Source organism: Cohnella sp. LGH (assembly GCF_017671885.1).
GTDB lineage: Bacteria > Bacillota > Bacilli > Paenibacillales > Paenibacillaceae > Cohnella > Cohnella phaseoli.
On sequence record NZ_CP072117.1, the window covers coordinates 8,533,691 to 8,555,142 of the forward strand.

At 56.1% G+C, this 21,452-nt stretch carries 16 protein-coding genes; 4 read left to right on the top strand and 12 right to left on the bottom strand.

Annotated features, from left to right (window positions below; genetic code table 11):
• Positions 1 to 99: 99 nt before the first annotated feature.
• The 10 genes from J4772_RS35205 to J4772_RS35250 all read right to left on the bottom strand — a co-directional run bounded on the left by J4772_RS35205 (position 100) and on the right by J4772_RS35250 (position 12,980).
• Positions 100 to 1,266: an ABC transporter substrate-binding protein gene (locus tag J4772_RS35205; protein ID WP_209073442.1), complete on the bottom strand. Its 1,167-nt coding sequence runs from the start codon at positions 1,264 to 1,266 to the stop codon at positions 100 to 102.
• A gap of 129 nt (positions 1,267 to 1,395) precedes the next feature.
• Positions 1,396 to 2,583, bottom strand: coding sequence for a CaiB/BaiF CoA transferase family protein (locus tag J4772_RS35210; RefSeq protein WP_209073443.1), 1,188 nt, complete (start codon positions 2,581 to 2,583; stop codon positions 1,396 to 1,398).
• 52 nt (positions 2,584 to 2,635) lie between these two features.
• The gene (locus J4772_RS35215; protein WP_209073444.1) at positions 2,636 to 3,421 is read right to left on the bottom strand and encodes an enoyl-CoA hydratase/isomerase family protein; all 786 of its coding nucleotides are present in this window, start codon (positions 3,419 to 3,421) and stop codon (positions 2,636 to 2,638) included.
• A gap of 196 nt (positions 3,422 to 3,617) precedes the next feature.
• Complete coding sequence (locus J4772_RS37730; protein ID WP_371822806.1) at positions 3,618 to 4,709, bottom strand: HNH endonuclease; 1,092 nt, start codon at positions 4,707 to 4,709, stop codon at positions 3,618 to 3,620.
• A gap of 44 nt (positions 4,710 to 4,753) precedes the next feature.
• Positions 4,754 to 5,770: an SDR family oxidoreductase gene (locus tag J4772_RS35225; protein WP_209073445.1), complete on the bottom strand. Its 1,017-nt coding sequence runs from the start codon at positions 5,768 to 5,770 to the stop codon at positions 4,754 to 4,756.
• A 152-nt stretch (positions 5,771 to 5,922) separates the two neighbouring features.
• The gene (locus tag J4772_RS35230) at positions 5,923 to 7,488 is read right to left on the bottom strand and encodes a response regulator transcription factor (RefSeq protein ID WP_209073446.1); all 1,566 of its coding nucleotides are present in this window, start codon (positions 7,486 to 7,488) and stop codon (positions 5,923 to 5,925) included.
• Positions 7,485 to 9,227 (bottom strand): cache domain-containing sensor histidine kinase, encoded by a 1,743-nt coding sequence (locus J4772_RS35235; protein ID WP_209073447.1) that lies wholly within the window; start codon positions 9,225 to 9,227, stop codon positions 7,485 to 7,487. Before J4772_RS35235 ends, J4772_RS35230 begins: the two co-directional genes overlap by 4 nt.
• 114 nt (positions 9,228 to 9,341) lie before the next feature.
• Positions 9,342 to 11,045, bottom strand: coding sequence for a type 2 periplasmic-binding domain-containing protein (locus J4772_RS35240; RefSeq protein ID WP_116063849.1), 1,704 nt, complete (start codon positions 11,043 to 11,045; stop codon positions 9,342 to 9,344).
• A 69-nt stretch (positions 11,046 to 11,114) separates the two neighbouring features.
• Positions 11,115 to 11,996 carry a carbohydrate ABC transporter permease gene (locus J4772_RS35245; protein WP_209073448.1) on the bottom strand — a complete coding sequence of 294 codons (882 nt, stop codon included), beginning with the start codon at positions 11,994 to 11,996 and terminating at the stop codon, positions 11,115 to 11,117.
• Between the two features lie 12 nt (positions 11,997 to 12,008).
• Positions 12,009 to 12,980, bottom strand: a complete 972-nt coding sequence (locus tag J4772_RS35250; RefSeq protein ID WP_209073449.1) for an ABC transporter permease — start codon at positions 12,978 to 12,980, stop codon at positions 12,009 to 12,011.
• Positions 12,981 to 13,183: 203 nt separating this feature from the next.
• On the opposite strand from J4772_RS35250, the gene J4772_RS35255 reads away from it, so the two are divergent.
• The gene (locus tag J4772_RS35255; protein WP_209073450.1) at positions 13,184 to 14,248 is read left to right on the top strand and encodes an LLM class flavin-dependent oxidoreductase; all 1,065 of its coding nucleotides are present in this window, start codon (positions 13,184 to 13,186) and stop codon (positions 14,246 to 14,248) included.
• Positions 14,249 to 14,444: 196 nt separating this feature from the next.
• Here the strand turns inward: J4772_RS35255 and J4772_RS35260 are convergent, their stop codons facing one another.
• Positions 14,445 to 16,052 (bottom strand): response regulator, encoded by a 1,608-nt coding sequence (locus J4772_RS35260; RefSeq protein WP_209073451.1) that lies wholly within the window; start codon positions 16,050 to 16,052, stop codon positions 14,445 to 14,447.
• Positions 16,033 to 17,847, bottom strand: coding sequence for a cache domain-containing sensor histidine kinase (locus tag J4772_RS35265; RefSeq protein ID WP_209073452.1), 1,815 nt, complete (start codon positions 17,845 to 17,847; stop codon positions 16,033 to 16,035). The genes J4772_RS35260 and J4772_RS35265 overlap by 20 nt, the downstream gene beginning before the upstream one ends.
• A gap of 107 nt (positions 17,848 to 17,954) precedes the next feature.
• On the opposite strand from J4772_RS35265, the gene J4772_RS35270 reads away from it, so the two are divergent.
• The 3 genes from J4772_RS35270 (at position 17,955) to J4772_RS35280 (ending at position 21,142) form a co-directional block, all read left to right on the top strand.
• Entirely contained in the window at positions 17,955 to 18,833 is an 879-nt protein-coding gene (locus J4772_RS35270; protein ID WP_116063843.1) for a carbohydrate ABC transporter permease, read from the top strand.
• Complete coding sequence (locus J4772_RS35275) at positions 18,833 to 19,669, top strand: carbohydrate ABC transporter permease (RefSeq protein WP_209073453.1); 837 nt, start codon at positions 18,833 to 18,835, stop codon at positions 19,667 to 19,669. The genes J4772_RS35270 and J4772_RS35275 overlap by 1 nt, the downstream gene beginning before the upstream one ends.
• A 159-nt stretch (positions 19,670 to 19,828) precedes the next feature.
• On the top strand, positions 19,829 to 21,142 hold the full coding sequence (locus J4772_RS35280; RefSeq protein ID WP_209073454.1) for an ABC transporter substrate-binding protein: 1,314 nt from the start codon (positions 19,829 to 19,831) through the stop codon (positions 21,140 to 21,142).
• Positions 21,143 to 21,452 lie beyond the last annotated feature (310 nt).

Genomic DNA, 21,452 nt, shown 5'->3' on the forward strand with positions numbered 1-21,452 from the left:
CCCCCTAGAAGAGATGTGGTTTACAATTTCATGATAAAGGCGCGGCCCCCGACAAGATATAACGGGGATTTAACATCGATAACGAAACTTTAGCTAGTTTTATCGGAAGGCGCTTTGAGCTGCCAGGCATTCCCGATATAAGAGGTTCATCGCCCGCACGACGCCGGAGGCGGCGACGGCTTCGCCTCCCGAGCGCTTTCGAAGCGCCTCGTGCAGAAGCGCCCCGGCTTGCTCCTGGAAGCTTGGAAAAGCCGGATTGCGCGGCCGTACGTAGCTGAACTCCATCGTGCGCGTCGTATCCGCGAAAAAGCCGCCGCACGTCTCGTTCGCCGCCGCGTCGCGCCAGGCTCCTGCATGTCCGGGCTGGCCGCCGTTCTCGACGTAAAGCGTGCGCTGCGCGTCCCCGCTTGCGACGAACATCGCAAACTCAACCGCCAGCTGAATGTGCGGCGAATACGCCGATATGGCCATGCCGACGCCGCCGAGCAGACTGCCCCGCGGCTCCAGGGAGGTCGCCGGAATGTCGGCGAAGCGGAGCCGCTTCGGCGCAAAGCCCCTCCGGGCATAGTTCGTGTAGCCGAATGCGCACGGAACGTAAGCGATATCGTTGCCGGCGGCCATCCGATCATACATCCCGATCGGGTTGAAGTCGAGCGAGGTCGGATGCAGATGCGGCAGCAGCTCGAAAATCAGGGCGACTGCCGCTTCTCCGACGGCCGGGTCGATCCCGACTCTTTCGTCGAAAAAGGCGGGGTCGCTACCTGCGCACAGGCTCAAAAAGCTGCACATCGCGTCGGTAGGGCAGAGCGGCCAGCCGACCGCTCCGGGCCGGGAACGAGCCAACTCGCGTACCTGCTGCCAGGTGCGCGGAACTTCCCTTTCGCTTAGCAAGTCGGGTCGGTAGGCTGCGACCTGGGCGGCGGCGTCGACGGCAAGCGCCCATTGCCGACCCTCCCACTTGTAGCTTTGATGGCTAGGTCCTGCAGAATTGATCTCTTGATCCTGCAAATAAGCTGCCGGTATTCTATCGTCGAGAGGCACGAGCACGTTCTGGCCGGAGCTGATGCCGACATGCGGATGGTCGATCATAATGATGTCGTATTGCCGGGCGAGCTCATCGACCGGATAGTCGCCGAAATCCTTTAAAGAACGGCGATCCCATACGATTTCGAAGTCCGGCCGAGTCTCTCCGAATTTCCCGGCCGCGGCCTCCAACGGCGCATACCCCCTGACGTGATCCCAAGTCATCCCTCTTAGTGTTGCCATTGTAACGGTCCTCCGTTCCGCTAATTGTCCGTTCGGCCGGTTCCGTTCGCCGGTTTACCGGCCTTGCGCGGGCACAATGTTTCCGTTATCCGGATTTGCCGCTTTCGTTCGCCGGTGCCGGTTCGCCGGTTACAGCACGCCATCTCGTTTCAATTCCGCAATCTTTTCGTCGGAGTACCCAAGTTCGCGTAAAATTTCCTCGTTATGCTCCCCGATTCTCGGCGGGTGACGCCGAATGTCTCCCGGAGTTTCGCTGAATTTCACCGGAATGTTCACTGTCCGCACCGATCCCGCTGTCGGATGCTCGTAGGAAGCGAACGCGCCCAAATGAATCGCTTGCGGGTCTTGTTCAACCTCCAGATGATTTTTCACTTCGGATACCCACATGTCCCGTTTCAGCATTTCCTCCACCCAGTAAGCGGTCGTCTGCTTCACGACGCTGGCCTGAATGCGGAAAAACACCTCGTCTCGCTTATCGTAAAGAATCTGCGGATCGTCGTAGGCGTTCAGCCCGTCGTCCTCCAGCACTTCGGCCAGCACGGGGATCGGGTTGACGGAGATGCACATGTGCCCGTCCGCCGTCTTGTAAATGCCGAACGGCGCCGACTGTCCGGGATGGGCTATGCCGGACCCCGGACGCTCGAACAGCTTGCCGGAATTCAGCGTAACGGCGAACTCCTGAAGCTGATGCGTCAGCAGACATTGATAAAGGTTGATTTCAAGCTTCTGGCCTTTGCCGGTTCTCTCCCGGTAGTAGAGCGCGGAAAGCAGACCGTAGACGATGTTATACGCCCCGAGCTGATCGGCGATGCCCGTGCCGAGAGGAATAGGCGGATCTTCGCGCCGGCCCGTCAACGTCGTCAGACCGCTTAGCGACTGGATCATCAGATCCTGGCCGGGTCGTTCCGCGTACGGACCGTCCTGGCCGTAGCCGGTGCTGGAGCAATAGATAATGCTCGGATTGATATTCCTCAAGTCTTCATAGCCGAAGCCGAGCTTCTGCATGACGCCGGGACGGAAGTTTTCCACGACGATGTCGCACTCGGCCGCCAGCTTGTAGATAATCTCCTTGGTCTCCTCTGCCTTCAAATCCAGAGCCAGCGACCGCTTGTTCCGGTTAAAGGCCAGGTAACACGGGGACTCCGTCTCTCCGACCCAATATTTCAGGAACGTCCAGGCCCGGTAGCTGTCCCCGGTATTTTTACGTTCAACTTTGATGACGTCCGCTCCAAGATCGCCGAACATCTGCGTTGCGAACGGTCCTTGCAGCAGATGCGTGAAATCCAGTATTTTAATGCCTTCAAGCGCCTTGTCCATCGTGTTTCCTCCTCGTTGTTGATTCCACTTAAAGACGCCTTGCCGAGTGGGGCTACCGCCCAATGAACTTCGCCGGCCGCTTTTCCATGAAAGCCGCAATGCCTTCCCGCCCGTCCTCGCTATGAAACAAATTCGCGAGATACGCGCGATCGTACGCCTGCGCCGTCTCCAGACTGGCGTCCCTACCATCATGAATAAGCCTCTTCAAGCCCTGCACGGCCAGCGGCGCCTGATCCGCGATTGTACGCGCGAGCGTAAGCGCGGCATCAAGCAGCCGGTCAGGCTCCGTCACCTCGTTAACGAAGCCCAGTGCTTTGCCTTCCTGCGCGGCGACAAACCTTCCTGTCATCGTCAGTTCTCGAGCGGAGAACGGACCGACGATACGGGCGAGCTTCTGCACGCCCCCTCCGCCCGGGACAAGCCCCAGCTTGACTTCCGGAAGTCCGAATTTCGCCCTCTCCGAAGCAACGACCAGATCGCAGGAGAGGACGAGCTCGAAGCCTCCCCCCAGCGCGTACCCGTTAACGGCCGCGACGACAGGCTGCGGACAGCTCTCTATGGCGCGGTACATCTCGCGTCCTTTTTGCTGGAACGCAAAAAACTGGCCGACGTCGAAGCCGCCGTACCCTTCGATATCCGCCCCCGCCATGAACCCTTTACCGGTCCCCGTGAGTACGACAGTCCTGATATCGGGCCGCTCCCGCAGCCCCTCGAAGCAATCGGTCAACTCCGCCATCAACTCGTCGTTCATCGCGTTCAGCTTCTCTTCCCGCCGAATGGTCGCAAGCAGCACGTCGCCGCGTTCCTCTACATGCAAATATCTATACGAAGTCCCCATCCGAGCAACCCCCTTCGTTGAACGAGTATCGTCTTACACCCTCATCATAAAGTCGGGTCGGGAGAGAATATATAACCGATATTTAACTTCGATAACGAAACGTTAAGCAATTGCAGGGGTCTGATCGGCTGCCTGCAGGAATTTTAAAAACGCGAAAAAGCGCCCTAAGGCGCTTCATTAGATTCCGCAGGAGCGGTTAGACGGTCGGCTCGAGACGCTGGCGTTCCCCCAACGATTCGGTGAACTCGTCCAGATCCCGATCCGCTTTCGATTGGTTGCACTCGTGACAAGCGCAAACGCAGTTGACCGGCGTCGTGTGTCCGCCTTTGGCCCGAGGCAGCAGATGATCGATGGTGTCACCGTACTCGCCGCAAAAATGGCAAGTATAGTTGTCCCTCGTCAGAATGAGACGGCGAAACTCCCGGTTGCTGTGGATGCGGCGGATTGTATGGCGATTAACGACATATGCGGCATGCTCGCGAACGAGTACTTTGGCGAAATCGGGCTCGATTTCCTGATAGTAGGAGCGGCCGCTGTCGGTCTTGCCTCGCATGCGGATGAAGCCCTGACGAGTCGCGAACAAACCGTCCGCATCGTGCGGATCAAGCTTCGGACGCGACGCGGCAATTCTCGGGGCTTCTGGCTTCGAGACCGGGGCTTTGCGAGCAGCCTTCGGACGCGCGGGCTTCTGCTCAGCCGACTTCGGATCGGACTGCTGCGAGCCTGCGGACGCCTGCCGCGCCGCAGTCGCTGACGGAATCGTTGCAGCAGAGGCAACTTGAGGCACGGACGGCTTCTTCGCTTTGCTCCTCCGTTTCCTCCGGCGGCGCTTCGGCTTGGCAGCCGTCTCGTCCTCCGTCGGCTCGATGACCGGCTCCATGATCTCCAGCGAGGACTCCGGCAAGCTCGCCTTGCTCCCCCGTCGTCTGCGTCGACGCTTAGGCTTCGCTACCGGCTCGTCCTCGGCCGCGGCAGCAGCCGCCTCGACCATTGGCGCGATTGGCTCAAGCTTGCTTGCCTTGCGCCTTCTCCTCCTTCGGCGGCGCGTGGGCTTCGCAATCGTCTCGTCCTCAATCAGCTCGATGGCCGCATTGCCTATCTCCGCGTTTAATTCGGACTTGCCGGCCTGCTGGCGGCAGGCTTTGCACACTCCGCGGCGCCTTCTCCGTCCCGCTCTTCCGCCGCTGCGGCTGGCAAACTCCGCAAGCGGCTTAAGAACGCGGCATTGCACGCATATTTTCATAGCCGTCTCGGGCTGAACTGGCTGTTGTTCCTTATCTTGTGTCATATTCCGAGTATATCACATCCGTATAGACAGCTGAAAATCCTCCCTTAGCCCCTAATCGCCCTAACCGCGTCGTCCAGCGCCCCGATCACTTTATCGCACCATGCGTCGAACTCCGGATCTTCCGTCTGAAGCTCGGGATGCGCAAGAATGTGCTCGATCGTCCTTCTCATCCCTTGGTCCAGCCGGGTCGTCGCCACAAAATCGGGAACAAGCCGCTTCAGCTTCGCATTGTCGAACACGACGGTATTGGCTTTGTCCCCCAATAGCCCTCCCCGGTAATCCTCCTTGCTGCAAGCGTCTAGAAACGAGGAAGCGACATGAACCGCATTCAGCTTAACGCCAAGCGCGTCCGCGATGATCTCATAAATCTGATTCCAGGTCACGCTCTCATCCGAAGTGATATGTACGGCTTCGCCGATTGCGTGAATATTGCCCATCAACCCGATAAACCCTTTGGCAAAATCGCCATTATGCGTCATCGTCCACAGGGACGTTCCGTCGCCGTGAATAATGACCGGTTTATTTTCCAGCATGCGCTTGGCGACCTGCCACGTTCCCTTCGAGCCGTGAACCCCCAGCGGAATGGAACGTTCATCGTACGTGTGGCTCGGTCTGACGATCGTAATCGGAAAACCGTGGTCTCGGTACATTTTAATCAGGTACTCTTCGCAAGCAATTTTATTCCGTGAATATTCCCAGCAAGGATTCGATAAGGGCGTTCCTTCGGTAATTCGATAGTCGGATAAAGGAGTCTGATAGGCGGATGCGGAGCTGATGAACATAAATTGTTTCGTTTTGTCCTTGAACAGGCGATAGTCCCGCTCAAGCTGGCTTGGCACGAATGCGATGAAATCGGCCACGACGTCGAACTTCATATCGGCAATCAACTCAGCTACGCGATCCTCGTCGTTGATGTCGGCTTGGATGGTTTTGACGCCCGCCGGCAGCCTTTCGCTGCGATTGCCCCTATTCAACACATACAGCTCGCACTCTTGAGCGGCCAACTGCTGCGTAATCGCAGAGCTGATCGTTCCCGTTCCTCCGATAAACAGCGCTTTCATCGTCGGTTTCGCCTCCATATCGCAATGCGGATTTGTGAAAAGGTTCTTCCTACTTTACCTTAGCACGGACCGGCTTCCTTGACAATTTGAGCCGGCCGCTGCCCGCAATTCGATTCCCTCTTCGAGCCTCTGGCCAGGCGCAGCGCTTCTCGTCATTTGTCGTATTCCCGCTCTCCGCCCCGCAGCTTGTAGCGGAAATCCTGAGGCTTGTGACGGTATTTGTCGGAGAACAGTTTGGAGAAGTAGCGATAGTTCGGAATGCCAGTTTGCTCCGCGATTTCGTACACCTTGAGATCCGTCCGCAGCAGCAGCTCCCTCGCCTGCTCGAGTCTATAGGTCAGCAAATAATCGGAGAAGCTGCAGCCGATCTCGTTGCGGAACAACGTACCGAACCAGCTCGGACTTAAGTTGACGTGCTTGGCCGCTGCCGCGACATCAATAGGCTCCCTGTAGCGCTGTTCGATAAAACGCAGCGCTTTCAAAACTTCCGAGCGAACGCCCCGCAGCGACGTCTGCGCTTCTTTCAAGGCGTCCGCCGCCTCCTCGACTGCCGCCCTCATCTCGGAAATATGGCAGCTTTCCTCTATGCGCTTCTGCAGCCATAGGCGCAGCGGAACGAAGCCGTCCGTCTGGCGGCGCGTATAATCGTCGCTCAGGCAGCCCGCCAATGCCGCGCCCATCATGCACAGCTGCACGGGCTTCGGCCAATAACGCCGCTCTGTCTCTTCGAGCCAACGAAGAAGTAGTTGCGCCACGGCCTTCGGATCTTCCCGTTCGACCGCTTGGCGGCATTCCTGCTTCATAGCTTCGAAAATATCGGGAGGAAACGTGGAGGTGCGGCCGGGCGTTCCGGCGACGGCAGGGACCCCAAGGGGTAAATAATAAGCCTCATCCATCAGTTGGCGGCACTGAATCAAGGAAGCGGTAAGCGGCAGACCCTCCCGGATGTCGGATACGCTTTGCAGCGCCGCGATCCCTTTGGCCTTGCAGATCTCGTACCCGCGGCGCAGCGTCTGCATCGTCCAGCCGAAGAACGCCGGACCTCCCCCCCGTTCGTCCGTGGCGGCGATCATTGCCCATAATCCCGGCTCGATCTGCACGGCGAGCGACAAGTTGCCCTCCTCGGAATATTCCAGGGCCGGGGAAGCGCTGAACATGGCGCGATTATGCTCGGGGGCAAAACGGATTAGCGCCAGCATATGCCGTCGGGAAGGAAAGGACAGCGCCGCAAGCTGCTCAGCCGAAGCGTCCGTATCGTCGCTGGACAGCAGCCGCTCCAGCAGAAGCTGGCGCAGCGCCTTCTTCCTGTTGCGCTTCTCCTGATGGATGGTCAACGCCGCCTTATTCAAGCAGTCGATGAAATCCTGTTCGGCAAGCAGCAGCTTCGTAATATAATCGTGCGCCCCGTAACGGAGCGCCGTCTGAATCTTGTCAAAATCCTCATAGCAGGTCAGCAAAATGAATTTAGGCGGCGTATTCAGGCCGTGCACCCGCTTCAGCAGCTCGATTCCGTTAAGCACGGGCATGCCAATGTCCGCGACAACGATGTCGGGAGCCAGCTCCCGTATCATATTCCAGGCTTGATTGCCGTTCTCCGCTTCGCCAACGATCTCGAAGCCGTGCCGCTCCAGGGAGAAAGAGCGAATTCTCCTTCTCGCCATCGGCTCGTCGTCGACGATGAGCAGCTTGAGCGTAACTCGGTCCGCATAATCGTTCATCGCTTTAACCTCTCTTTGTTTGCGGCAAGCGTTTGATTTTCAAGCGGCAGCTTCACGGTGATCGTCGTTCCCTCGTCGATGGCGCTGTCGACGGCCAGCCCATATTCCGCGCCGTAATACAGACGAATTCGGCGATGCACGTTAAGAACGCCGATGCCGATTCCGTCCTCCGCCTCCATGCCGGACAAAGCGCTGCGCAGGGCGGACAATCTGTCCCAAGACATGCCGACGCCGTTGTCTCTTACGATCAGTGTCAGATCGCCGTTTCGCTCCTCCACCTCGATGTCGAGTCGACCTTGGCGTCCCTCAAGCGGGTGCAAGCCGTGGAACAGCGCGTTTTCCACAATCGGCTGAAGAATTAGCTTCAACACCTTGACCGCGCCCAGCCGCTCGCTCACGGGAGATACGGCGATCTCGAATCTGTTGTCGTACCTGACGGACTGAATGTATAAGTAATTTTTCGTATATTGCAGCTCGTCCTCCAGCGTGCGCTCCTCGCTGCGGCTGTCCAGACTGTACTTGAGCAGCCTGCACAGCACGTTGATCATTTCGTGAAGCTCCCGCTTGGGACTGAAATCGACCATCATATCGATCGTGTTAAGCGTATTGTACAGAAAATGAGGATTGATCTGCGACAGCAGCGTCTGCATTTCCGACTTCCGCTTCGCTTCCTCCGTCGCTTGCAGATCGACTATCAGCGCCTTGATCGTAGCCGTCATCCGATTGAACTGAACGCCAAGCTCGCCGAATTCGTCCTGCTGACGAATGTGCAGCTTGCTGTCGAGATCCCCCTTGGCCACCTTCCGGATGCCCTTGGTCAGCAGCATTACCGGACGCGTAAACCACCAGGATACCGCCACATAGATGCATAGAAAACCGAGCACGCCGAATAACACGATAGCCCACGCGATCTGGCTGAGCGGCTCGAAGCGCGATTCCAGCTTCTCCACATCGCCGACAACAACGATTTTCCAGCCAAGATTGGCTTCCATCGTTCCGACGGAATGATAGATGCCTTCTCTGCGAAAATACGAAAGCGCCGAAGAAAGTGTCTGCACATATTCCTCGGAAATGAGCACAGGGGTCGTCACATTGATCGCCCCCATAAAATCGATCAGCCGATCCTCGCGATCGTACAGCAGCGTCTGGGTTTCGTAAGCCCCGGCGAAAGCGGCGCTCCGTTCGAGAAACGCGGACAAATCGACGAGGAACGCCAAATAGCCGATCTGTTTGCCCCCGGTATCGAACACCGTCTTGGTCACGATACTTGTCGGTCCGAACGTCCCAGAGCGCCCGATATCGGAGCGGATCGTATTGGACCACTCGAACACCCCGCGGCTCCGCTCGGCCTGCTCATGAATCAGCGCCTCCTCCTTGGCGGAGAAGTTGCCCCAGAACGTAATCGGGTAGCCGGTAATGTCCCCGCTCTCCGCAATGTACACGACGCCGCGCACGAAATCGGCCCGAATCATCGCCACCGTGCGCATCGCCTCGTACAGCCGGTCCCCTTGGCCGCCCTCCTGCTTGATGATCTCTTCCATTTCCAGCATGTTGTACGTAATCTCGTTGTTGTAGATCCCGATCAAGTGCACCACCTGGTCGGACATGCCCGCCAGCGATTCGTTCTGCGTCTCCCGCAGAAATTCGAGCGCGTAGTCCTTGGCGATCTGCGTCACGATCATCACGAACAAGGTGCCCGGAACAACAAGGAGCAAAATCAGCTTGTTGCGCGAACTCATCCGATACCCTCTCACCTAAGCTCGCTCCTTCTCTCCCGGCATACATAGAAGTATACTCACGAACGCTTATCATACAAGCGTTCGTGAGTATAGGGCTGCGGACCCATTCGCAGGTTAAGGCTTGGAAACCTGAAGCTGCTCGACCGCCTCGTCGATCAATTTCTGACCGCCGGCTTTCTTCCACTCTTCCACGTAACTATCCCATTCGTCCAATGAACGTTTGCCCAGCACGAAGGAAATTTCGTTCTTGTTCTGGAAATCGGCGATTTTCGTCGATGTTGTGCCGTCCAGCGTAAGGTTCATATCGAAATTTTTGTATCGGGGCATGGCGATAATCTCCTGATTGTATTTGCTGCCCAGCACGCCAACGGGTTCGTCGTCGTACACTTGCCAGATGAGACTGTACCCGAAAAATTGCCAATCCGCCAGCGACTGATATTCCGGCTTGGCAAGCTGAACGTGGGTCGGCGCGATGGCAAATACGTTCGTGCCGTCTTCGTTCAGCTGTACTCTGGATTCTCCCGGATAAATTTCCGGACCGCCGCCTTGGGATACGGCCCAATAATTGACGTTCGGATACATCATCGAATCGATCAAATGCGCTAGACGCTTCATCTTGCCGGGGTCATTCGCCACCTTCTTCGAGATGATGAAGATGCCTCCCGGATTGTCGCCCGGACCATACATGCCGCCTTTGCCGTCATTGGATTTGAGCGGCTGGATCGGCGCCCACAGATTGACGGCGTTCGCGTCCTTCTTCTTCGCGTTGTACTGCTCGTCGATGATGTTCCAGCCCGGGTACCAGACCATGCCGATCTGGTCGTTCAAGCTGTACGCCTTGAACGGCTCCCATCCTATCGTATACCAGTCCGGAGCCAACAGCTTGTTGTCGTACAGCTTCTTCACGAACTCCAGGAAACGCTTGGTCGTGCCGTCCAGCATCGGATGATTAAGCTTGCCGTCGACCACGTTCCAGCTCGGATGTCCGTACATCGCTTTAAGCGCGTCCATCATGCTCCAGCCGTTGCCCCCGCCGGCCGTGGCCATGAACCAGGTGTCGGGCTTGCCGTTCCCGTCGGGATCCTTTTCTACTACCGCTTTCGCATAGGCGAACAGTTCGTCCTCGTTGGTCGGCATGCTCATATTCAGCTTTTGCAGCCAATCCTGACGAATGAAGTACCCCCAGTTGTTCGGGAAAACCGGATACCGCGGAATGCCGATCATATTGCCGTCGACGGTCGCCCATTTGGCGTAATCCTGCGTGACGTATTCCATCGTCTGCGGCATGTACGGCAAAATTTCCTTGGCATCGAGCAGTTGTCCGCTCTCAAAGAGGGAACGCGCTACGTCCTTGTAGGAGAACATCACGAGATCGGGCTCCGAGCCGGAAGCGTACCGCACGCTGACAGCGTTCTTCAAATCCTCGCCGGTCATGCTCGAAAATTTGATCGAAACGTTGAATTTCTCCTCCAGATACGCCTTGATCGTATCCTCGGGAACAGGCTGGTTAAAGGCGCCGGCCACCATCAGATCCAGCTCGTACTTCTTGCTAAGGTCGTCATACGCATAGCTGGAAGCGTCCACGGCCTTCGGCACCTCGGGGAACGCCGCCGGGAAAACCAGTTCCTTGATTGGCGGTCCGGAATCGCCGGTATTGGCCGGAGCCGTGCTTGCTTGGCTTGTCTCCGGCACGTTTGATGCGTCGCCGCCAGTGGTTGCCCCGTTCTCCTTATTGCCACCCGACGAGCAAGCGCCAAGCACCGTAGACAAAGCCATGATTAACGCAATCGCCGTATAAGACCAATGTCCTTTCTTCATTCGCGTTTCCCCTTTCGAGCTCTATTTTTTTATGTCAAGAAGCGCCTGATTCGCCTCCGAACACCACGGTTAGCCTTTAACGGACCCCATATACATGCCTTTGACAAAATGCTTCTGCAAAAACGGATAGACGCACAGCACCGGAATAATGCCGATAACGACCGCGGCCATCTTCAGCGTCTCTGTACTAATCGACTGCGACGACTTGAGCACGGCGTTCATCGAATCTCCGCTGACGGAATCGATGGTCAACATGTTCTTCAGCACCATCTGCAGCGGATACATCTGCTTGTCGTTCAAGTACAACAGCGCGTCGAACCAGCTGTTCCAATGCGCGACCAGATTAAACAAGCCGATGGCCGCAAGCGCGGGCGCCGCAAGCGGGATAATGATCCGCAGCAGCATGCTCCATTCCCCCGCCCCGTCGATTTTGGCCGATTCGGTCAAGCCGTCCGGCAAATTCTCGATAAAGATTTTGATCACGAGCAGACCGAAGCTGTCAACCATGATCGGAAGGATCAGCGACCAATAAGAATCGATGAGCCCCAAATTTTTGATCACGAGATAGGTTGGAATCAAACCTCCGTTAAACAGAATCGTCGCGAGGATAAAGAATAGGAAGATGCCGCGGCCGGGCAGCGTCCGCTGCGCCAGCACGTAAGCGCCGATCGTCGTCAGCAGCAGCGTCAGCAGCGGTCCGACGACGGCTCTCCCCGTGGATACGACGAAGGAGTTCCAGATGACCGGGGAAGCCAGCAACCGCTTGTAGGCTTCCAGAGTCGGCTCCAGCGGAATGATGACGAAATAGTTGCGCGCGATCATCTCCGCCTTCGTCGTCAGCGACATCCCGATGACGTAGAGCAGCGGGAACACGGCGGATATCGCCACGCTGATCACGATAAGGTGTATGACGATCTGATAGGTTCGCTCGCTAGCCGATTTGTAATGCACTTGACCCCTCCTCTACCAGATGCCCCGGCCGGTATATCGTTTGGCCAGAGCGTTGCTGATCACAATCACGACCATGCCGATGAACGATTGGAAGATGCCGACCGCCGTACCGATGCTGAATTGCAGCCTGCCCAACCCTTCGCGGTACACCCAGGTCTCGATGACGTCCGCCGTATCCAGAACGGCCTTGTTGTAGAACAGCAGAATTTGCTCGCCCCCCGCGAACAGAATGTTGCCGAGACTGAGGCAGAGCACGAAGGTGATGACCGACAGGATGCCCGGCAGCGTAATCGAGACAATGCGTCTCAGCGGACCCGCGCCGTCGATTCTGGCCGCCTCGTACAGCTGCGGGTCGACCGTGCTGAGCGCCGCCAGGTAGATGATCGTGCTCCAGCCGATTTCCTTCCATAACGCGGAGCCGACCAGAATCGGACGAAACCAGCCCTCGGAGAGAAAAAATTCGTAGCGCTCCAGCCCGAATCGTTCCAGCACGTTATTGACGAACCCCGAGCCTGTGGAAAAAAAGGCGAATACGATGCCGAAAATAATGACCCAGGAGAAAAAGTGCGGAATGTACACCGCGCTTTGCAGCCAACTTCTTAGCCGTTTGGAGGCCAGGTCGTGGAACATAATCGCTAGCACAATTGGCGGCACGAATCCGACGATTAACCGCAGCAAACTGATTTCCACCGTGTTCATCAGGACGTTCACGATTTCCGGATCGTCGAACATAACTTTGAAATTGGCCCAACCCACCCATTCGCTGTCGAGGACGCTCATGCCAAGCCGTAAATCCTTAAAGGCGACAATCCAGGCTAGAGCGATCGGCCAATATCTGAAAATAACGTAATACGCAGCAACCGGCAAAAACATCAGGTATAAGGTGCGGTGCTTGACGATGCTTTGCAGCAAGGTTTTGTCGGCGGAGACGCTTCCTCCGGCTCCAGCCTTGACCTTGGCGGCAGATTGCCATTTGCGGGCCACGATATCTCTCCCTTCTCTAGCTGTAATAGCGTTTACATCGCTCATTATAGCAAGGACTTTGCGTGCAAAAGTGAACTCTCCGACTGAAAATGTACACTCCCCGACTGTAATGCGGACAATTGCACGTCATCTCTTTACTAACGATAATTGAGAAACTTTAAATTATATAGTATAATAAGAACAAAGAAGGAGGAGGATCGGATATGGCCGATTTGACGAAGAAGATAGAGATAGGGATCAGCACGTTTCTGGAGGCTGCGCCGCATTCGCCTGCGGGTAAGCCGGTGAGTCATGCGGAGCGTCTGAGAAACGCGGTAGAGGAAATCGTGTTGGCCGATCAGGTCGGATTGGACGTGTACGGCATAGGAGAGCATCACCGCGCCGATTACGCCGGAACCGCGCCGGCCGTTGTGCTGGCTGCCGCCGCGGCCATGACCAAGCAAATCCGGCTGACAAGCGCCGTAACCGTGCTGTCTTCGGACGATCCGGTACGCGTATACGAATCTTTCTCCACGCTGGACGGATTGACTAACGGACGGGCGGAAGTCATGGCGGGACGCGGTTCGTTCATCGAGTCCTTCCCGTTATTCGGATATAGTCTGGATCATTACGACGAGCTGTTCGATGAGAAGCTGGAGCTGCTGCTGAAAATACGCGAAACCGAGAAGGTCTCCTGGCAAGGCGGTCACCGTCCGGCGATCCAGAACCTTGGCGTGTATCCGCGCTCCGTTCAGGAGCCGCTTCCGGTCTGGATCGCGACAGGCGGCAATCCGGAGTCGGCCGTTCGGGCGGGTACGCTCGGCCTGCCTGTAGTGTTCGCCATTATCGGCGGGATGCCGGAACGGTTCGCTCCGCTTGTCGAGCTTTATAAGCGGGCCGCGGCGCAAGCCGGTCACGATCCGGCCAAGCTGCAGATCGCGACGCACTCGCACGGCTTCATCAGCGATACGATAGAGCAGGCGGCAGAGCAGTTTTACCCGCATGTGCAGGCGCAGATGAATACGATCGGCCGCGAACGGGGTTGGCCGCGCTACGACCGAGCCGCTTTCGATGCCGCACGCAGTCTTCAGGGCGCCCTCTATGTCGGCGATCCCGAATACGTAGCGGAGAAGATCGTCCTGCTGCGCAAAAATCTGGGACTTACGCGTTTCTTCCTGCACGTGGATTTCGGCGCTCTGCCGCATCGCGATCTTCTGCGCGCGATCGAGCTGCTCGGAACCCGCGTGGCCCCTATTGTGCATAAGGAAATTGCCCGTATGGAAGGGTAAGCAACTTAAAAACAGCGGTCAGGCGGCTTAACGGCCAACTGATCGCTGTTTTTGTGTTTCTCGCTGCTGCGAGCCCTAACGGCACAACGCTCCGGCTCTGTCGAGGTACTTTTTTTGGCCTCCGCTCCCCCGTCCGTCCACCGCCGAGGCACTTTCTTGGCCTCCGCCCCAAAGCTTCCGACCGCTAATGCACACCCTACCTATCCCGCTTACGATACTCGTTGGGGGACAGCCCCTCCAGCTTCTTGAACACTTTGCTGAAGTACTTCTCGTCCTTATACCCGACCAGCTCGGCAACCTGCGCGATGCGATACTGCGGGTTCATAAGCAGCAGCTTGGCCTTATCCATGCGCACCCTTTCGATATGATCGGACAGGTTCTCCTGGAACTGCTGCTTAAACTTACGCGAAATATACTCTCGGCTGAGGAAGAAGCGATCCGCCAAGTCCTGAAGTGTAATGTCCTCCGCATAGTGGGAATCGATATATTTGACGATTTCGAAGATGACATGCTCGTCCTGCCGTTGGTGCTCCGCCCATAGGCGGGACAGCTGCAGCAAATCCTGCTCCAGTCTCTCCGCGAGCCGGGGCAGCATCAGGCATCCTTCCGGGTCTACCGGAACGGCGGCAAAGGCAGAGTCCTGAGAGCGGTTCGAAGCCGCCGGCAAATCCCCGAACAGCTCCTTGAGCAGACGCGCGCGAACGACGCTATATTCGTGATTCCACAGCTCCAACTGCTCCGTATTGATGTAGCTCATCCGCTCGGCCTGATTCACCCATAGCCGCACCACGTCCCGAATCGGCTGCTCCTGGCCGCTGCGCAAGGCGATTCTCATCGGGTCCTCGAACTCCGTCAAGTGAATCGCCGACAGCCGTGGATTCTCTTCCGGATCGAAGCAGCGAACGCGGGGCCTGACCGCGCGCATATTGCGTTGTCGAAGCACGATATGCGCTTCGTGATACGACTGCTTGATGCCGGCCGGCAGAGGCCGCTCGCCGCCCAGCCCGAATTCCAGAGGGCTTCCGAACGCCTGACGGATACCCTCGTTCACCGTGTCGAGCAGCGCGGGCGCGCTCCCCGTCATCTTCCACAGCAGCACGACAACGGAGCCCTGCTCATGCCGAAAAGCCACGCCTCTCCGCTGTTTGCGAACAATTTCGTTGCAGATGTTGAGCAGAGAGAAGTACAGTAAATCCTCGCTTCCGGCGAACTTGCTGCGAATCGTCGGATGAATCGTATCCGTCGCCAGCACCGCCACCCGACAGAGCCGATCCTCCTCCTCCAGCCCGAATTCGGTGCGCAGCGTCTCGACGATGGACGAATAATACGAAGGGTCTTCCACAAGGTTAGTCAGAATTTTATCCCAGTACACCGGCCGCAGCTGATTGATCTCTATCGCCTTGCGCTGCTCTTGCTTCGTCCCCTCGTCCTCCTGCTTACGGCTCTGAACCGCTTTGGCCACCGCTTGATTCAATTGCTCAGGATCGATCGGCTTGAGGATATAGTCCATTCCTCCGTATAGTACCGTCTTCCGGACAAAATCGAAATCGTCGTGCCCGCTAATCACGATCACCTTGGCCGAGGACGCATGCTCCCGAATCCAGGCGAGCAGATCGGTTCCCAATTGCCCCGGCATCATCATATCCGTAAACACGATCTGCGGGCTGTCTTGGTTGATCCGTTCAATCGCGGAAGCCACGTCCTGCGCCTCCGTCACCTCATTTATGCCATAAGCCTGCCAGTCGACCAACAGCCTGATCGCTTCCCGGACATGACGTTCGTCGTCAACGATTAGCGCTCTCATCTCCATCCTCCTCTTCGGCGATCGGAATCCACAGCACGACGCTTAAGCCGCCTGCCTGACCGGGCCTGACCTCAAGCTTGGCCGATTCATTGTAGTAAAGCTTCAACCGCGACAAAATATTCGGCAGCCCGATCCCCGACTCCCCGGTTCCCCAAACGCCTTTAGACTGGAACAGTCTTTCCTGCAGCATCCTCAGCTCGGCGGCGCCCATACCTTTGCCATTGTCGCTGACCTCCAGCCTCATCCATCTGCGATCGCGGGATTCCGTGCCGGTGACGGCAATCTCCGCGTCTTCCGCGCCGGGGTCGAAGCCGTGCTTAAAATAGTTTTCGACGAGCGGCTGCACAATCATCTTCGGAACCGGTCGCTTCAACAGCCGCTCATCTACATTCACGATATAGCGAATTTGTTCGCCGAAGCGTTGGCGCTGCAGCGACACATACGCTTTGACATAGTCCAACTCCCGCTCCAACGAGACGATCGGCTCCCCCGTGTTCATGCTGTACCGCATCATTTTCCCCAAGGAGAAAATCAGATTGTAGATTTCCGGCTGCTGCTTCTGCAAAGACAACGTCCCGATCGACTGCAAGGCGTTGTTAATAAAATGAGGATTCGTCTGCACCTGAAGCACGTTCAGCTCGTTCGTCTTGCGGGCCAGCTCCAGTTCGTATTCGCGGATAATCATCTCGTTGATCGTATCCATCGCGAGCTGGAACCTGCGGGCCAGAATGCCAAACTCGTCCTTGCGGTCGACGTCGACCGTCACTTGCAGGTTGCCGCTCTGAATCTGATTCATGTTGCGGATCAGCTTCTTGATCGGCGCAGTCAGCGAGAACGTGATAAGCACAGTCGCTACCATCGTCAAAATAAGAAACAGACCGGCGACTCCGCTGTTAATCAGCGCCGCCTCTCGCGCCGTCTGATGCAGCGTCTCGTTTGGAATTCGTTTCACGAGCGTCCAGTTCAGGAACGGAGTTGCCATTTTATCGTATACAATTTCCCCTGAGAAGCCATCCTGATGCAGAGAGAAGTTACCGCTCGTCTCCTGCTCCTTCACGACCCGGTCGACCCAGTCGCCTTGAAGTTGCTGACCGCCGCTGCGATCTAGAGAGCTGTAGATGACCTGCCTATCGTCGTCCACGATATACAGCTCTTCCCTGCCTGCAGAGTACAGCTGCTCGCTGATGGCGCGTATACCGTCCAGCCGAACGTCGATCGACAGCGTGCCGAGCTCCTCCTTCGCCGCCAAATAATACAGCGAGCTGTGGATCGTCAGCACCTGATCGGCGGTTGTCGTCGGAATATCCGTTCTGCCGTACTTGCTCACCGGATGGGGAGGCTGGACATACGAGCTGCCTCGGGACAAGCCGGAAGGAACAAAACGGTTCTCTTCATCCCTGAAGCTTCTCTTCGAACGGTTATTAATGATGAGATAGTTCAGATCGTCCTTGCCAAGGTAGAGATGGGCTTGCTCGAAATCCTTCACCGTGTAGCTGAGCAGCATCAGGCCCCGGTAGATTTCCTGATCGTCTTTATAATCCTTGATGCCGTCCTCCAGAATCGTGAACAGCTTACTGTCGTTATAGAAAATAAATGTTGCTTGCTGCGCGGCATTCATGTAGTTCAGCAGATTCGTCTTGCCCTGGAACAGCAGGTCGGCATTGCTCTTCAACGTCTCCTTCGTGACCTTGCTCGTCGTTAAGCTGTACGTAATGAAGATCGATGCCAAAATCGGAATGAGCGTGGCAGCCAGCAGGAACAGCATCATTTTGGTGCGGATACTGGTAAAGATCAATAAATTCCACCTCTTTGATCATCAGAGTCAGTGGGAGCTCCGGGTTCAACACTCTATACTTGGGTAATAATCGCCAAGAACCATACGTACTTAGGGGGGAAACCGCCATGGAAAACGCCCGTCAAAGAAGGCTTTACCAGCTCCTGTTCATCGGGCCTGCCGTCCTTTTCTTTACCGTAATCCTTGTCATTCCGTTCTTCATGAGTCTCTATTATTCCTTCACGGAATGGAACGGAGTTAGTACAACAGTAACATGGATCGGGATCGAAAATTATAAAAAAATTATGTTTAACGACCCCGACTACTACAAGTCGTTCCTGTTCACGTTCCGCTACGCCATCGTGAGCGTGGTGCTGACGAACGTCGTCGGCTTCCTGCTGGCGCTGCTGCTTACGCAGGCGCTCAAGCTGCGCAACATTTTGCGGACGATCTTCTTCATGCCGAACGTGATCGGGGGTTTGCTGCTCGGGTTTATCTGGAGCTTTATTTTCGTAAAAGGGTTCGCTTCGATCGGAGACATGACCGGATGGGCGTTCTTCAACCTTCCGTGGCTCGGCGACGCGCCGACCGCGTTCTGGGGGCTGATCATCGTAACGGTGTGGAAGGGCGCCGGCTATGTGATGGTCATCTACATCGCCGGATTGACCAACGTTCCCAAGGATTTGATCGAGGCTTCGAGAATCGACGGGGCTACCCGGCTCCAAGTACTCTATAGAATCACCTTGCCGCTCATCATGCCTTCGATTACCGTCTGCTTGTTCTTGACGCTGTCCTGGGGCTTCAAGGTGTTCGACTTGATCATGTCGCTTACAAAAGGCGGCCCGTTCAACTCGACGGAATCGGTATCGCTTAACATTTATCAGGAAGCGTTCCGCAACAACGCGCTCGGCCTCGGCAGCGCCAAAGCGGTTATTTTCTTCCTCATTGTCGCCCTGATCACGATTATCCAAGTGACCGTGACGAAGAAACGGGAGGTGGAATCCTGATGGAAGAGACTAAACGCTATAGCCCCCGGATGTTCTCGTTGGAAGTGCTGGGCATTTTGCTGGCGATCGTGTTTCTGGTCCCGTTTTACTTCGTGCTGACGAACTCGTTTAAGCCGTTCTCCGACATACTGGTGAATACGACAAGTCTGCCGAAGAGCCTTAGCTTCCACAACTATGAGCAAGTGTGGAAAATCATGAACTTCCCAAAGGTGTTCCTGAACTCGCTGATTATCACCGTAGCCAGCAACGTCGGACTTGTCGTCATCAGCGCCATGGCCGCTTACCGCATGGTTCGCAACAATAATCGCGTGAATCAGATTCTGTTCCTGCTGTTCGTCTCGGCGATGATCATTCCGTTCGAATCGATCATGATCCCTCTCGTCAAGCTGGCCGGCACGATCGGCTTCCTGAACGAAATCTGGGGCGTCGTCATCTGTTACTTCGGCTTCGGCGTATCGCTGAACCTGTTCCTCTATCACGGCTTCGTCAAATCGATTCCTTTGGAAATCGAGGAAGCCGCCATCGTGGACGGCTGTTCTCCATTCGGGCTTTTCTGGCGCATCATTTTCCCGCTGCTTAAGCCGATTACCGTCACGATTGTCCTGCTGAACAGCCTGTGGATCTGGAACGACTTCCTGTTGCCGCTGCTTATTATCAGCGGACCGGAGACGCGGACGATCCCGCTTGCCACTTATTCGTTCTTCGGTCAATATACGAAGCAGTGGGATATGGCTTTGGCCGCTCTGACGCTCGGCGTGCTGCCGATCATCGTTTTCTTCCTGGGTATGCAGAAGCACATTATCGAGGGAATCACCGCCGGATCGGTGAAAGGGTAACTCCGAAGACTGCGTGGAAATAAAAGACCGTTGTTATCGTCGCAGCCTTATGACAATAAGTTCCCCCTAATCGTTCAATTTTCTCGGTGTCGACCTAGATAGTTCTTCTATAAAATTAAATACATGACAAACAAGACATTATAAGGGAGGATCACTACAATGAAAAAAAGATCCATGGTGCTCATGTCCGCCGCTCTTGCTCTTACGGCCGTTCTCTCCGGATGCGGCAGCTCCAACAACGGCAACAATGCCGCCAACTCCCCGAGCGCAAGCTCTCCGGGAACTGAGACGCCCAAGAAAAACGTCACGATCAAAATGTTCCAGTTCAAAGTCGAGATCGCCGAGCAGCTGCAAAATCTCGTTAACGAATATGAAAAAGAAACCGGCGTGAAGGTTCAGATCGAGACCGTCGGAGGCGGAGCCGACTACGGCGCCGCGCTGAAAGCGAAGTTCAACTCCGGCGACAAGCCTGACATTTTCAACAATGGCGGCTTCTCCGATCTGGACCTGTGGCTGGAAAACCTCGAGGATCTGTCCGATCAGCCTTGGGTGAAGGATCTGGTGAAAGGCACGGACGAGCCGATGACTCATGACGGCAAGCTGTACGGCATGCCGATCGGCGTAGAGGGCTACGGCTTTATCTACAACAAAGACCTGTTCGCTCAGGCCGGCATCACAGAAGTGCCGAAGACGCTTACCCAGCTTGAGGACGCGGCTAAGAAGCTGCAAGACAAAGGCATTACGCCGTTCATTAACGGCTACGGAGAATGGTGGGTGCTCGGCAACCACTTCGTCAACCTGCCGTTCGCTTACCAAGCCGACCCGAACGCATTTATCGCCGGTCTGAACGACGGCAGCCAGAAAATCCCGGGCAACGAAGTGTTCGAGAACTGGACGAAGCTGTTCGACCTGACGGTCAAATACGGCGGCAAAAACCCGCTGCAAACCGACTACAATACACAAGTCACCGAATTCGCTACCGGCAAGGCAGCCATGACGCAGCAAGGCAACTGGACGCAGGTGCAAATTACGAAGACGAACCCGGATGTTAACATCGGTTTCATGCCGATGCCGATCTCCGAAGATGCGGCAGCGAACGACAAGCTGTTCGTCGGCGTTCCGAACAACTGGGTTATCAACAAAAACTCCGCAGTGAAGGAAGAAGCGAAAGCGTTCCTGAACTGGATGGTCACTTCCGAGACCGGTAAGAGCTACATCACCAAGGAGTTCAAGTTCATCCCGGCGCTTACGACGATCTCCGCTACGGAAGAGGATCTCGGCGCACTGGCCAGCGACATCATGAAGTACAACAAAGACGGCAAAGTGCTTTCCTGGAACTGGTTTAAGTTCCCGCAAGGCGAAGCGTCCAGCAAAAAGTTCGGCGACTCCATGCAGGGCTATGTCGGAGGCCAGCTGACTAAAGAAAAAATGCTCGAAGCGTTCCAAAGCACTTGGGACAGCTTGAAGAAATAAGCAGCAAGCAAAAGCTACTCCGACATCATCTGGGTGCCGGAGAGCTTTGCGGAGACGATTCAGACAAGGATAAACGTGAAACTTTTACTTTCTGAATCGATAATAAGGGTCATTCCTCATCGCCGCTTTAACGCGACAACGGGGAATGACCCTTTTCAACATATATTCGGGAGTATACCATCGCCGGCGGGTTGAATGAACTGCGCTATCGCGATGCGACGGCTGGCCGGCTGGCTGACTTACTGTCTGGCTGGCTGACCGGCTGGCTGACCGACTAACTGACTGACCGACTAACTGTCTGGCTATCCGC